The sequence below is a fragment of the Planococcus sp. ISL-109 genome (assembly GCF_018613655.1).
In the GTDB taxonomy this organism is placed as follows: Bacteria; Bacillota; Bacilli; order Bacillales_A; family Planococcaceae; genus Planococcus.
This window is the reverse complement of record NZ_JAGGPW010000004.1, coordinates 196,654-210,017: the sequence shown is the minus strand read 5'-3', so window position 1 is coordinate 210,017 and position 13,364 is coordinate 196,654. Positions and strand designations below refer to the sequence as shown.

The 13,364-nt window shown below is 46.7% G+C and carries 12 protein-coding genes; 4 read left to right on the top strand and 8 right to left on the bottom strand.

Translation table 11 applies throughout. The annotated features are described in order from the left end of the window. Nucleotides 1–30: 30 nt before the first annotated feature. From opp4A to J7E21_RS02800, 5 genes are all read right to left on the bottom strand, one after another. Nucleotides 31–1,749: an oligopeptide ABC transporter substrate-binding protein gene (gene opp4A / locus J7E21_RS02820; protein ID WP_215104526.1), complete on the bottom strand. Its 1,719-nt coding sequence runs from the start codon at nucleotides 1,747–1,749 to the stop codon at nucleotides 31–33. Between the two features lie 27 nt (nucleotides 1,750–1,776). After that, nucleotides 1,777–2,787 carry an ABC transporter ATP-binding protein gene (locus J7E21_RS02815; RefSeq protein WP_215104524.1) on the bottom strand — a complete coding sequence of 337 codons (1,011 nt, stop codon included), beginning with the start codon at nucleotides 2,785–2,787 and terminating at the stop codon, nucleotides 1,777–1,779. Beyond that, complete coding sequence (locus J7E21_RS02810) at nucleotides 2,784–3,842, bottom strand: ABC transporter ATP-binding protein (protein WP_215104522.1); 1,059 nt, start codon at nucleotides 3,840–3,842, stop codon at nucleotides 2,784–2,786. The genes J7E21_RS02815 and J7E21_RS02810 overlap by 4 nt, the downstream gene beginning before the upstream one ends. Before the next feature lie 246 nt (nucleotides 3,843–4,088). Beyond that, complete coding sequence (fabF, locus tag J7E21_RS02805; protein ID WP_215104520.1) at nucleotides 4,089–5,324, bottom strand: beta-ketoacyl-ACP synthase II; 1,236 nt, start codon at nucleotides 5,322–5,324, stop codon at nucleotides 4,089–4,091. Nucleotides 5,325–5,351: 27 nt separating this feature from the next. Continuing rightward, entirely contained in the window at nucleotides 5,352–6,284 is a 933-nt protein-coding gene (locus J7E21_RS02800) for a beta-ketoacyl-ACP synthase III (RefSeq protein WP_215104519.1), read from the bottom strand. A gap of 187 nt (nucleotides 6,285–6,471) precedes the next feature. On the opposite strand from J7E21_RS02800, the gene J7E21_RS02795 reads away from it, so the two are divergent. Next, the gene (locus J7E21_RS02795; protein ID WP_215104518.1) at nucleotides 6,472–6,654 is read left to right on the top strand and encodes a DUF2929 family protein; all 183 of its coding nucleotides are present in this window, start codon (nucleotides 6,472–6,474) and stop codon (nucleotides 6,652–6,654) included. Nucleotides 6,655–6,762: 108 nt separating this feature from the next. Here the strand turns inward: J7E21_RS02795 and J7E21_RS02790 are convergent, their stop codons facing one another. From J7E21_RS02790 to J7E21_RS02780, 3 genes are all read right to left on the bottom strand, one after another. Continuing rightward, complete coding sequence (locus tag J7E21_RS02790; RefSeq protein ID WP_215104517.1) at nucleotides 6,763–8,898, bottom strand: ATP-dependent Clp protease ATP-binding subunit; 2,136 nt, start codon at nucleotides 8,896–8,898, stop codon at nucleotides 6,763–6,765. Nucleotides 8,899–9,030: 132 nt separating this feature from the next. Then, entirely contained in the window at nucleotides 9,031–9,339 is a 309-nt protein-coding gene (locus J7E21_RS02785; RefSeq protein ID WP_215104516.1) for a metal-sulfur cluster assembly factor, read from the bottom strand. A gap of 68 nt (nucleotides 9,340–9,407) precedes the next feature. Next, complete coding sequence (locus tag J7E21_RS02780; RefSeq protein WP_215104515.1) at nucleotides 9,408–10,175, bottom strand: alpha/beta fold hydrolase; 768 nt, start codon at nucleotides 10,173–10,175, stop codon at nucleotides 9,408–9,410. A gap of 133 nt (nucleotides 10,176–10,308) precedes the next feature. Here J7E21_RS02780 and J7E21_RS02775 point away from each other — a divergent pair, with 133 nt between their 5' ends. Genes J7E21_RS02775 through J7E21_RS02765 form a run of 3 tightly spaced genes read left to right on the top strand, consistent with a single transcriptional unit; the run spans nucleotide 10,309 to nucleotide 13,332 of the window. Continuing rightward, on the top strand, nucleotides 10,309–11,121 hold the full coding sequence (locus tag J7E21_RS02775; RefSeq protein WP_251047776.1) for a Cof-type HAD-IIB family hydrolase: 813 nt from the start codon (nucleotides 10,309–10,311) through the stop codon (nucleotides 11,119–11,121). Nucleotides 11,122–11,135: 14 nt separating this feature from the next. After that, nucleotides 11,136–11,987 carry a DegV family protein gene (locus tag J7E21_RS02770; RefSeq protein ID WP_215104514.1) on the top strand — a complete coding sequence of 284 codons (852 nt, stop codon included), beginning with the start codon at nucleotides 11,136–11,138 and terminating at the stop codon, nucleotides 11,985–11,987. A gap of 13 nt (nucleotides 11,988–12,000) precedes the next feature. Continuing rightward, nucleotides 12,001–13,332, top strand: a complete 1,332-nt coding sequence (locus J7E21_RS02765; protein ID WP_215104513.1) for a CoA-disulfide reductase — start codon at nucleotides 12,001–12,003, stop codon at nucleotides 13,330–13,332. Nucleotides 13,333–13,364 lie beyond the last annotated feature (32 nt).

Genomic DNA, 13,364 nt, shown 5'->3' with positions numbered 1-13,364 from the left:
TAGCCCATCGTTGAAGGTTTGTTGCTGATATTATTCTGTTACGAACCACTCAGCAGGGCTGTTTTGACCAGAAACGTCATATTCAACTCCGCCAACACGGTTGTTAAGAGCTACAATTTCTTCAAGTTCCGCGATGTAAAGCATCGGAAGTTCTTCGTTTAGGATTTTCTGCCACTCTACATACAATTCTGTACGCTTATCTTGATCAGTGCCGACGATTTCGATATCCAAGGCATCGTCAAGCAATTGATCTGATTCAGTGTTGTTGTAACGTGGGTAGTTCCAAAGCTGGTCAGATTTCCATAGACCTGATGGATCCGGGTCAACGCCTGTTCCCCAGCCGCCGAAGAATGTTTCGATCGAAGCGTCATCTTTTTCTACCATATCGTAGTAAAGGTTAACTTCTACCATTTCCACATCTGTTTTCAAGCCGACTTCTTCCCAGTACTGTGCAATTGCTTGAGCACGGGATTCGAATGTCGGGTTGCCTGTAGCATAGTGAGAGAATTTAACGACGAATTCGTCGCCATCTGGATCTTCACGGAATCCGTCATCGTTTGTATCAACATATCCTGCTTCATCAAGCATCTGCATTGCTTTTTCTGGATCGTATTCGTATTGAGTCAATTCGCTATCATCAGCTGAGTTCCAGTGAGAAGTCGGAACCGGCTTGTTGACTACATCAGCATAACCGAAGAAGAATGCATCCACCCATTCCTGGCGGTTTAGTGCATACATCATTGCCTGACGCAATTCTTTGCTTTGGTACTTCGGCAGTTCTTCTGAGATTGTTTGAGATTCGTTATCGAATTTACCAAGTTTGAATCCTACATAGTAGTAAGTCAATCCTGGGTAAGTAACGATTTTAACATTCTCAAGAGGTTCTACTTCAGGACCAGATACTGGCTGAAGGGAAATCATATCGATATCACTGTTTTGCAAAGCTCCGACAACAGAAGAGTTATCGATAACGCGCAAGACGATTTTGTCCAAGTTTACATCGCCATTCCAGTACTCGTCGAATTTCGAGAATTCAACAGATTCGCCAGGAACGATTTTGTCCACTTTGAATGGCCCAATTCCGATTGGAGTTGAACGAACCCATTCAGAAGCTGACATTTCTGCTACTGGCACATCGCCAAGTACAGATTCTGGAAGTGGATATGCCCAGAGGTTAGTTAAGTTGTTAACGCGTGCTTCGTCGAAAGTGATAGTGATTTCGTAGTCGCTGACGACTTCGATACCTGAGATAGAGTCAGCATCACCGCTACGGTAAGCTTCTGCTCCTTCAACTGTTTGAACGTTAGTGTAACGGGGACCGTCGTAGTCTGGATCTGCAAGAGTTTCAAGTGCAAAAACCCAGTCATTAACTGTCAATTCTTCACCGTTGTGCCATTTCACGCCTTCTTCGAATGTGAAGTTGAAGACTTTATTATCTTCAGTTTCCCAAGAAGCGACGTTCGGTTCCGGCTCCAAGTTCTCGTTATAGCTGATTAAAGCTTCATCGAACAAATCGATGACTTCAAAATCAGTTGCGATGCCGTAAAATGCAGAAGAGAATAGACCTTCCGGTGGAGCATCGAGTCCGTATACAAGTGTACCGCCTTGCTGTGGTTCGCCTTCTTCAGAAGAGCCTTCGCCTTCTGAGCCTGAATCACTGGTTGTATCGTCGCTGCCGCCACATGCCGCAAGGAACGCGGACAAGATGAGTACTAGCGCGAAAAGCCAGAGTAAGGATTTTTTCTTCATCTGTTTTCCCCCTAAACATTATTTTGATTAATACAAATGGCACGCAACTTGATGGCCGGGACGCACTTCTGCTAACGCTGGTTTCTCTTGTGAGCAGACTTCCATTGCTACCGGACAGCGCGTATGGAACGGGCAGCCGGTAGGTGGATTTTGTGGACTCGGCACATCGCCCTTCAAGACAATTCGCTCTTTCCGCTTCGCCGGATTCGGTTCCGGTATCGCGGAAATGAGCGCTTGTGTGTAGGGATGCAGCGGTTCTTTGTATAAATCTTTATTTGAAGCAAGCTCAACGAGATTGCCCAAATACATTACTCCGATTCGATCACTCATATGCTTGACGACGCTAAGATCGTGGGCAATAAAGAGGTATGTTAGATCGAATTCGATTTGCAATTCTTTCAGCAAGTTCAATACTTGCGATTGCACGGATACATCAAGGGCGGACACTGGTTCGTCCGCTACAATCAACTTCGGGTGCAAAGCCAGTGCACGGGCGATTCCTACACGCTGCCTTTGCCCCCCTGAGAATTCGTGGGCGTACTTATAATAAGCCTCTTCAGGCAAACCAACTCGTTTCAAGAGCGCTTTAATTTCAGCTTCGAGCTCTTGTTTATTGCGTTTTTCATAATTCAAGATCGGCTCAGCGATTATATCGCCGACCATCTGCATCGGATTGAGAGATGCATAAGGATCTTGGAACACCATTTGGAAATCCCGGCGCGCGCGCTGCAATTTGGCTCCGGATAACCGGGTAATGTCTTTCCCTTCAAAAATGATTTTGCCGTCTGTAGGTTTCATCAATCGTAAGATCGTCCGTCCAGCTGTGGATTTTCCACAGCCTGACTCCCCGACTAATCCGAATGTCTCACCTCTTCGAAGCGCAAACGATATATCATCAACAGCTTTGACATTACCGATTGTCCGCTTGAAAAATCCTCCAGTAACCGGGTAGTATTTTTTCAAGTTGTGGATTTCCAGCAGGTTTTCACGATTGTCCAGATGATCGATTCGGTCTTGAATGAAATCTCGTGTTGTCATAATGCGGTGACTCCTTCTCTATCTCTATCTTTATCTCTTTTTCTGTCTGCCGGCCAACTTTCATCAAACAAGAGGCAAGCCGCTTCATGTTCATGTCCCACATCAACAAGCTGTGGTGTGACAGTCATACATTCCGGCATCGCCTTTGGGCATCGGTTAGCAAAACGGCATCCGACTTGCGGCATGTTGATCACAGAAGGTACCAAGCCTTCGATTGTCGCAAGCTTTTCGACCTCTTCGTCCATTTTTGGAATCGCTTTCATTAATAATTCCGTGTATGGATGCTTCGGTGCAGCAAACAATTCCTCCACCGGCGCTCGCTCAATAATTTTCCCAGCATACATAACTAGTACTTCATCGCAGATTTCCGCTACCACCCCTAAATCGTGAGTGATCAAGATGATCGACATATCATTTGCTTCCTGAACACCTTTCAACAGCTCCAGAATTTGGGCTTGCACCGTTACGTCAAGTGCAGTCGTCGGCTCATCCGCTATCAAAAGTTTCGGCTGGCAAGCGATGGCCATGGCGATCATGACGCGCTGGCGCATGCCCCCGGATAATTGGTGGGGATATTCTGTGACGATTTGCTCAGCACGCGGAATGCCCACTTGCTTCAACAATGACACTGAACGGAGGCGCGCTTCTTTTTTCGTCAAATTTTCATGGTTTAATATTACTTCTGCTATTTGATACCCGATCGTAAATACGGGGTTAAGTGACGTCATCGGTTCTTGGAAAATCATCGAAATATCTTTACCGCGGATGCTGTTCATCCGTTTGTCGGAGAGTTTTGAAATGTTCTCTCCTTCAAATTCGATTTCACCGCCGCGGATTTTTCCGATACCTTCTGGCAATAATTGCATGATGGATAAAGACATGACGCTTTTTCCGCATCCTGATTCGCCGACAACTCCGACGATCTGCTTGCGCTTTACATCAAAACTCACACTCTCGACTGCGTTATAATAATCTCCTTCAATTTTGAATCCCGTTTGAAGGTTTTTGACCCGCAAGAGCGGTGTATTCTCGTTGGAACCAAACATAGCTGACATGAAAAACACCTCAAAATTCTTTTTTTTCTGTTAATTTCCTCTTATTTTAAGCATATTACAAAAGGATTACAGGCGCAATATAATTTTTGTATTTCAAGCAAAGATTACCATTTTTTTCACTATTAAATCCCTCTAAAATCATGTGGCTGTAAACTTCGACCAACTATACAAGCTTTGCATATTTTTCACTAAAATATTAAATGACTATTAAAAAAAGCTCCCAGCGACGGGAGCTTTTTCGATAAATTAGATTTTTTTCAGCACGAGTGACGCGTTATGTCCACCAAATCCGAGCGAGTTGCTCATAGCATAAGAGAGGTCTGCAGGCCGTGCTTCATTCGCTACATAGTCCAAATCGCATTCCTCATCCGGTGTTTCATAGTTCATAGTCGGTGGCATAATGCCTTCTTTTAAAGCCAAAGCAGTGAATATCGCTTCAATTCCGCCAGCAGCACCAAGTAAATGTCCTGTCATTGATTTTGTGGAGCTCATTCCTAGTTTATAAGCATGATCCCCAAAGACTGTTTTTACAGCCATCGTTTCATACAAATCATTATATGGTGTGCTGGTGCCGTGGGCATTGATATAGCCGATATCCTCGTTTTGGATACCTGCATCATCGATCGCCTGTTTCATCGCACGCGCTGCGCCTTCTCCGCCTGGAGCAGGTGCCGTTATATGGTGGGCATCTCCTGTGGATCCGTATCCGACAAGCTCTGCATAGATTTTCGCACCGCGTGCTTTTGCGTGTTCGTATTCTTCCAGAATGACAATGCCTGCACCTTCGCCAATAACAAAACCATCGCGGTTTTTATCGAACGGACGCGATGCCGTCGCTGTATCTGCATTGGTTGTCAAGGCAGTATTGGCTGTAAAGCCGGCAACTGATAGGCGCGTAATCGGTGCCTCCGCTCCTCCAGAAATCATGACATCGGCATCTCCTCGTTGGATGACTTTAAATGCATCGCCGATTGAGTTGGTGCCAGAAGCACATGCAGTTACCGAACAAGAGTTGATCGCTTTTGCTCCAAAATGAATCGACACCTGGCCTGATGCCATATCCGGAATGATCATCGGGACAAAGAAAGGACTGATGCGGCGGACCCCACGGGAATTTAAAACATCCATTTGGTTTTCGATTGTTTCCATTCCGCCGATTCCTGAACCGATCCAAACGCCAGTCCGAAGAGCAGTTTGATCGTCCAATTCAAGTTCTGCATCTTTCATCGCCATAATGGATGAAGCAAGTGCATAATGCGTAAAACGGTCCATCTTGCGCGCTTCTTTGCGCTCAATATAATCTTCAATCGAAAAGTCTTTTATTTCTGCGGCCACTTTTGCCGGATATTGGTCTGCGTCCAGGCGGGTCAATGGACCAACGCCAGACTTTCCTTCTTTGACCGCTTCCCACGTTGTTTCTATGCTATTCCCTAGCGGTGTCACAGCACCGATACCAGTAATGACTACACGACGATTTTGCATTTCTTTTTCTTCCTTTCGCATATCCGATTATTTCCCCCATTTCATAGCAATGGCGCCCCAAGTCAGGCCGCCGCCGAATCCGACCATGACGACAATATCATCGTCTTTGATGCGGCCTTCTTCCAAATCCTCGACAAGGGAGATTGGGATGGAAGCAGCAGAGGTATTGCCGTATTTTTGGATGGTTTTCGACATTTTCTCCACCGGCAAATCCAAACGGGTCCGTGCAGCTTCCATGATCCGAATATTCGCTTGGTGAGGAATCAGGAAATCGACATCCTCTTTTTTGAGTCCTGCTTTTTCAATGACATTTAGCGCTGATTCGCCCATTTGGCGAACCGCAAACTTAAAGACCTCACGCCCGTTCATGATAAGATGCTTGTCTTGATACAAATGTTCCCCGCCAGAGCCATCAGCGCCCAGTTCAAACGCCAAAATTCCGCGCCCTTCGGAAACTTTCCCGATAACAGCTGCACCTGCCCCGTCACCGAACAAGACAGCCGTATTACGGTCTTCCCAGTTGGTGATTTTCGATAACTTCTCAACGCCTACTACTAAGACATAACGGTACGTATCCGATTCGATGAATTGTTTTGCTGTGATGACGCCATACATAAACCCTGCACAGGCTGCGGAAATATCCATCGCCGCCGCATTGACAGCACCTATTTGCTGCTGGATATCACAAGCTACTGATGGAAATGGGCGGTCAGGGGTAACTGTCGCCACTAAAATCAACCCAATTTCCGTTGGATCGATGCCAGCATTCTTTATAGCCTGCTGTGCAGCCACTCTTGCCATGTCGGAAGTGTCTTGGCCACTATGTGCCATCCGGCGTTCTTCAATTCCTGTCATGGTGCGAATCCATTCATCTGAAGTATCCATTCGCTGCTCGAGGTCGAAATTCGTCAATTTTTCTTCTGGCAAACATCTGCCAGTACCAATGATTCCAGCATTCATATATGTCCCTCATTTCGATTAACATCAATTGTTAGTACCTGGTGTTAATAATACGATATTCTCTCACGGATTTCAAGTTACCGACATATTTCCGACAAAAAATTAGGATTCAAGAGAAACTTTCTTTCTGTCGCAGCGTGCATATGCTATGATAAACCTAGATATTCTTATATAGAGGTGAAAACAGATGCATTACATTGGAACACTTATCTGGTCTGTCCTTATTATTTCCACATTGAATTACGTGGTAAGTGCCGTTCAAAACGTACCGTTTGACTTTATGATCGGCATTTACTTTGCTGTTGCAGTCGCTGTACTGATCTTTGTCCTTGATATGATCATCCCGAAAGAAGCAGCAAAGGAATTTTAATAAAAAAAGCGGAATCCATAAAAGGATTCCGCTTTTTTTCGCAATAATTCCGGACGTCCGCTGTTGAACTACAAAAAAAAGCCGCATTTTTAAAAATGCGGCTTTTTCCTATGTCTGGATGAGCAATTGTTTCTGGTCATCCATCGTTAATGTCAAACTTGAACCCGGTGGGATGTCCCCTTTGATCAATTCTTTTGCGATGCGTGTTTCAATTTCACGCTGGATAAAACGTTTCAATGGCCGCGCACCAAAGACCGGATCGGTTCCGGCTTCAACGATATAGTCGATGACCGAATCCGTGACTTCCAAAGCAATTTGCTGCTTCTTCATCCGGTTCGCGAGTTCACCAATCATCTTTTTGGCGATGCCGTAAAAATGTTCATTGGACAAAGCGTGGAAAATGACGATATCGTCAATCCGGTTCAAAAGCTCCGGACGGAAATGTTTACGTAATTCCATCATGACGATATCTTCCATGTCATGATCATCAATATTGCCGCTGATATGCTGTGAACCGATATTCGACGTCATAATGACGACTGTATTGGAGAAGTTCACGAGGCGGCCCTGGCTATCCGTAATCCGGCCATCGTCAAGAATCTGCAGGAGAATGTTGGCAACATCCGGATGTGCCTTCTCGATTTCATCCAGCAGGACGACCGAATATGGATTTCGCCTTACCGCTTCCGTCAACTGACCGCCTTCCTCATAACCGATATAGCCTGGAGGGGCACCTACGAGACGCGACACGCTATGCTTCTCCATGTATTCGGACATGTCGATGCGGATAAAATGATCCTCCGAGTCGAAAAGGTTCGCTGCCAAGGATTTTGCCAGTTCCGTTTTCCCGACACCAGTCGGCCCGAGGAAGATAAACGATCCGATCGGCTTTTGTTCATCTTTAATGCCAGCACGTGCGCGCCATACGGCTTCTGTCACAAGCTCGACGGCGCGGTCCTGTCCAATTACGCGCTCTTTCAGTGTATCGCCGAGACGCAATAGTTTTTCGCGTTCGCCTTCGACCAGTTTGGTCACTGGAATACCGGTCCAACGGGCGACGATGCTAGCGATTTCTTCTTCTGTCACTTCCTCGCGCAATAAGCGCTCCCCGCCGTCTCCGGCAAGTTCCTGTTCAAGCACCGACAGTTCTTTTTCCAGCTCTGGAATTTTGCCGTGTTGCAGCATCGCTGCCGTGTTCAAATCATATTTGTTTTCTGCATCTTCCAGTTGGCGGCGGTATTGATCCAACTGTTCACGCTTTTGCTGGATCTTTTGCAGTGACTGCTTTTCTTCATTCCACTGCTGCTGCATTCCTTCAGAAGACGATTTCAGCTCCTGGATTTCTTCACGCAGTGTCGCCAAGCGAGTTTTGCTCGCTTCGTCTTTTTCTTTTCTGAGCGCCTGCTCTTCGATTTCCAATTGCATGAGACGCCGCGTCACTTCATCGAGTTCTTGCGGCATCGAATCGATTTCTGTGCGGATCATCGCACACGCTTCATCGATCAAGTCGATCGCTTTATCAGGCAAAAATCGTTCTGTGATATAGCGATCTGACATCGTTGCTGCTGCAACGATTGCCCTGTCATGGATGCGCACCCCGTGGTGGAGCTCGTAGCGTTCTTTCAATCCGCGGAGAATCGACACCGCATCTTCGACAGAAGGTTCACGAACCATTACTTGCTGGAAACGCCGTTCGAGTGCCGCATCTTTTTCGATATGCATGCGGTATTCATCTAAAGTGGTCGCGCCAATGCAGTACAACTCCCCGCGCGCAAGCATCGGTTTAAGCATATTCCCTGCATCCATCGCACCTTCTGTTTTTCCGGCGCCGACAATCGTATGGATCTCATCGATGAATAGGATAATCTGACCTTCGCTGTCTTTGACTTGCTTCAAGACACTTTTCAGCCGCTCTTCAAATTCCCCGCGATATTTAGCTCCTGCAATAAGTGCGCTCATATCCAATTCGTAGATGACGCGGTTTTTCAACCCTTCCGGTACGTCATTGCGGACGATACGCTGTGCAAGCCCTTCAACGATGGCTGTTTTCCCGACTCCAGGCTCCCCGATCAACACCGGATTGTTTTTCGTTTTTCTTGAAAGAATACGTATGACATTGCGGATTTCCTGATCGCGCCCGATTACAGGGTCCATTTTGCCGGATTGCGCCTGTTCCACCAAATTGCGCCCGAATTGTTCGAGAGGCGACTTTTGTTCTTCGTTCGGATTTTGGGATTGGACCAATCGAATCACGCTCCTTAAATTATTTGACCTTCTTTGACTAATTCAATTATAAAAAATCCATCTGTTTTTTGCAACCGAAATGCTCATTGAAAAAAACCTGCCCAGCAGAAGCCGGACAGGTTTTAAACACTTTTATCGGACGCCAAGCGCCATTTTGGCGTAGCGTGACATATGATCTTTGCTCCAGACAGGTGTCCAGACGATTTTTACGTCGACTTCTTCAACTTCCGGAAGTTCGTACAAGGCCGTTTTAACCATTTGGACGATTTGCGGTCCCATTGGGCACCCCATTGAAGTTAAAGTCATTGTCACCACGCAGAAGCCGTCCTCGGACAGTTCGACATCATAAACAAGACCCAAGTTCACAATATCCACTCCAAGTTCAGGGTCGATGACGTTTTCCAAAGCGCCTAATAGATAGTCTTTTGTTTCTTGATCCATTGAGCATCCCTCCTTTTCCTGTTACTAGTTATCTTACCAAACATCGAAACGAATTGACATCCACTTGCTTAGCTCTTCACTTGCCTAACAAGCCATTCGGTAGCAGCGAGCATGCCGTTCCGGCTGACTGCATGGGCAGCCTCGGTCTCTTTCATAAACGTCAAACGTTCCGGATAGTCTGCATAATCTTGCTGAAGCGCATGATACAGCCGTTTTGTCGGCTCGAATGGAACCGTCGGATCTTTTACGCCATGCCAGAAAAAGACTGGACGCCCACTCAAAGCTTGCCGGTTCATACTAATATCAAAGCGCGACAAAGCTTGGAGCATCCCTGCCCTTTCTTCATCGGTGAGCGGCAATTCAAAGCCGCGTGACTCGTATTGCCGCATTTGTGCTTTTGCCAGTTCCACGTAATTGCCGGAACCCATCATCACTGCTGCTGCTTTGATCCATGGATAGGTCGTCAATGCGCCGAGCGTCGTGATGCCGCCCATCGACGTCCCGCCAACTGCAGGTTCATCATTTGCCAAACCGCGTTTACTCAGCTCTGTATGCAAAAAGCTGAGCTCTTCGATGGATGTCAGCACGATTTCCCAAAAGCGCAAGCTGATTTGAACTTCATCTTGCGACTCATCACGCTCTCCGTGAAGCAGGGCATCCGGTAAAATGACGCGGACTCCTTTTTGGGCCAGTTGCCAAGCATAGTGCAAATTATGTTCTTTGGCGCTTGTGTGACCGTGGAGAAAAATAACTGTCGGCAATGCACCGCCCTTATGGCCTTCTGGTGTAATATGTAAAACAGGGATATGGCCCCACAATTCTTTCGCGACATTCATGCGCCTCACTCCTTTACCTAAATGCTACCAATTTTTTTCAAGCCGCGCAAATCGTCAGCTATTGATCAGGTTTTTTGACGAATAGGCAAGGTTATCGCTAAACTGAAGAGAGATAGAAAGGAGCCGGATTATAATGAAGCAACATTTGATCGTATTGGATCTGGACGGTACCTTACTGACAGACCAAAAAGCCATTTCACCAAAAACCAAACACATTTTGAATAAAGCAAAACAAGCAGGGCATCAAATTATGATCGCTACTGGCCGCCCTTATCGTGCCAGTGAAATATATTACCGCGAACTTGGGTTAACGACCCCCATCGTCAATTTTAACGGAGCATTCGTCCATCATCCGAAAGATGATCTCTGGGGACTGCATCATACGCCGATCGGCTTGGATATTGTCCACGAAGTTGTGGAATCGATGCATGATTTTGATTTCCATAATATTGTTGCGGAAGTGTTGGATGATGTATACGTACACCATCACGATAAGAAATTAATGGATATATTCAGCTTTGGGGATCCGAGCATCACAACTGGGGATTTGCGGAATTACTTAAAAACTGATCCCACTTCTATACTGATCCATGCACCGTTCGAAAAAGTCCCAGCCATTCATGAACATTTGTCTGCAGTGCACGCGGAAGTGATCGACCATAGACGCTGGGGTGCACCGTGGCACGTAATTGAAGTTGTCCGTTCCGGCATGAACAAAGCAGTCGGCATTGACCGCGTATCAAAATCACTCGGCATCTCCAAAGACCGGATCATCGCTTTCGGCGATGAAGATAATGACCTGGAAATGCTTGATTATGCAGGAGTCGGGGTCGCGATGGGCAACGCCATTGCACCGCTGAAAAACATTGCGAACGAAATTACGTTGAGCAATAACGAAGACGGCATCGCAGAACTGCTGATGGACCGTTTAAAACTAAAATTCTAAAAGGAGGAGTATCCATGAGATTATTTGCAGACAGCGCGTCTGATTTACCGAAAGATTTTTTTGAACAAGAAGAGGTTGTCTTGTTCCCTTTGCGCGTCCATATCGGCGATGAGGAATACGAGGATATCCGGACGATCGATTCCATGAAAGTCTATGATGCCATTCGCTCAGGCGTTCATCCGAAAACCTCTCAAGCGTCTCCGGAAGAGATGATGAAGGCATTCGAACAATTGGCGAAAGACGGAGACGAAGGATTTTATATTGCTTTTTCATCTGAACTGTCGGGTACATACGCGACAGCGGTGATGGTGGCAGATCAAGTGCGGGAAGAATACCCGGATTTGAAACTGACAATTTTGGATTCCAAAGCGGCATCGCTCGGCTATGGCCTGCTCGTTAAAGAAGCAGCGAAATTGCGCAATGCTGGAGAAAGCTTAGAGAACATCATCGAAAAAGTCCGTTTTAAGGCCGACCATCTCGAAAGTCTGTTTACTGTCGAAGATTTGGACTATATGGCCAAAGGCGGCCGGATTTCCAAAGGTAGCGCATTTGTCGGCGGCTTGCTGAACATCAAGCCGTTGCTCCATGTTGAAGAAGGCAAGCTCGTACCGATCGAGAAATTGCGCGGCCGGAAAAAAGTCATCAAACGGATGATCGAATTGATGAAAGAGCGCGGACAGGATTTGGACCAGCAAACGATGGCCATCAGCCATGCCGATGATCTGGAATTTGCGAATGCTTTAAAAGAAGAAATCGAATCCGTATACCAACCAAAAGACATCGAAGTCCATATGGTCGGATCTGTCATCGGCTCCCATACAGGACCGGGCACACTTGCTTTGTTCTTCTTTAACCAAATTAATTGAGGAGTGGAATCGCATGAAGAAAGTGATCATAGTTGGTGCGGTAGGCGGCGGGGCGACAGCCGCTTCGCAGCTCCGCTATTATGATAAAGATATGGCGATCACCGTATACGACCGGGATTCAACGATGTCATATGCTGCATGCGGAACCCCTTACGTCATTGGCGGCGTCATTGAAGAGGAAAGCTCGATCATCATGGCAAACCCGGATCAATTCAAAAACAAGCGCAACATCGATGTCTTGCTGGCGCATGAAATCGTCGAAATCGATCGTATTCAAAAACAAGTGCTGGTCCGCAACCTGAGTACAGGTGATGAATTCAGCGATTCTTACGATGCGTTGATTTTATCGCCAGGCGGCAGTGCCATCATGCCGGAAATAGCCGGATTGGATAAAGGCAATGTTTTCACGTTGCGCAGCTATGCTGATATGCAGGCCATTCAAACTTTTATCGACCGTGAAAAGCCGTCCCATTGCGTCGTTTCCGGCGCTGGTTTCATCGGTTTGGAAATGGCCGAAAACCTCTGCCATTTAGGCCTTGAGGTCACTATCGTCCATAAGTCGAGTGCCATCCTATCGATTTTGGATGAAGACTTATCCAAGTTGCTGCACTCAGAACTCGAAAGGCACAACATCGATGTCCATACCGATGCCGTCATAGAAAAGATCGATAAAAAAGAAGCCCACCTTTCCAATGGCAAACGCCTCGCAAGTGATTTAGTCATCATGAGCATCGGCTTTAAACCCAATACTGCGCTCGCTGAACAAGCGTGCTTGAGCATCGGCGAGACAGGCGGCATCCGTACTAATGAGTTTATGCAAACAGATGATCCGGCCATTTATGCAATCGGGGACGCCACTGAAAACAGCGACTTTATTACAGGTGATCCGAAACGTGTGCCCCTTGCAGTTCCTGCACATCGGCAAGCATTCCTTGCGGCGCGCCACATCACCGGCAGTCCCATTGCGAAAAAAGGCTTGCTCGGCACATCCATTCTGAAAGTGTTTGATCTGGATGCTGCGATGACCGGCTTGACCGAAACGCAAATCAACGAAAAAGGCCTGTTAGCAAAAACAGTCACCCACACCGGAAATTCGAATGCGGGTTACTACCCTGACCACAGCAAATTGACCTTGAAAGTCCATTACAACCCTGAGACTAGGCAAATCCTCGGCGCTCAATGTGTCGGCGGTAAGGGAGTAGATAAGCGCATCGATGTAATTGCTACTGCAATTTATGGAGGGCTCACGATCGACGATTTGCAGGCGCTAGAATTATGCTATGCTCCGCCGTTCTCCTCACCGAAAGACCCGGTCAATATGATTAGCTATAAAGCGATCGAATAATTTTTCAGCACCAAAAAGCCGCGGTAGGATAC

Excerpts from the sequence above, each read along its gene's own strand:
- opp4A (WP_215104526.1), bottom strand. The coding sequence starts at position 1,749 with ATGAAGAAAAAATCCTTACTCTGGCTTTTCGCGCTAGTACTCATCTTG.
- J7E21_RS02815 (WP_215104524.1), bottom strand. The coding sequence starts at position 2,787 with ATGACAACACGAGATTTCATTCAAGACCGAATCGATCATCTGGACAAT.
- J7E21_RS02810 (WP_215104522.1), bottom strand. The coding sequence starts at position 3,842 with ATGTCAGCTATGTTTGGTTCCAACGAGAATACACCGCTCTTGCGGGTC.
- fabF (WP_215104520.1), bottom strand. The coding sequence starts at position 5,324 with ATGCAAAATCGTCGTGTAGTCATTACTGGTATCGGTGCTGTGACACCG.
- J7E21_RS02800 (WP_215104519.1), bottom strand. The coding sequence starts at position 6,284 with ATGAATGCTGGAATCATTGGTACTGGCAGATGTTTGCCAGAAGAAAAA.
- J7E21_RS02795 (WP_215104518.1), top strand. The coding sequence starts at position 6,472 with ATGCATTACATTGGAACACTTATCTGGTCTGTCCTTATTATTTCCACA.
- J7E21_RS02785 (WP_215104516.1), bottom strand. The coding sequence starts at position 9,339 with ATGGATCAAGAAACAAAAGACTATCTATTAGGCGCTTTGGAAAACGTC.
- J7E21_RS02780 (WP_215104515.1), bottom strand. The coding sequence starts at position 10,175 with ATGAATGTCGCGAAAGAATTGTGGGGCCATATCCCTGTTTTACATATT.
- J7E21_RS02775 (WP_251047776.1), top strand. The coding sequence starts at position 10,309 with ATGAAGCAACATTTGATCGTATTGGATCTGGACGGTACCTTACTGACA.
- J7E21_RS02770 (WP_215104514.1), top strand. The coding sequence starts at position 11,136 with ATGAGATTATTTGCAGACAGCGCGTCTGATTTACCGAAAGATTTTTTT.
- J7E21_RS02765 (WP_215104513.1), top strand. The coding sequence starts at position 12,001 with ATGAAGAAAGTGATCATAGTTGGTGCGGTAGGCGGCGGGGCGACAGCC.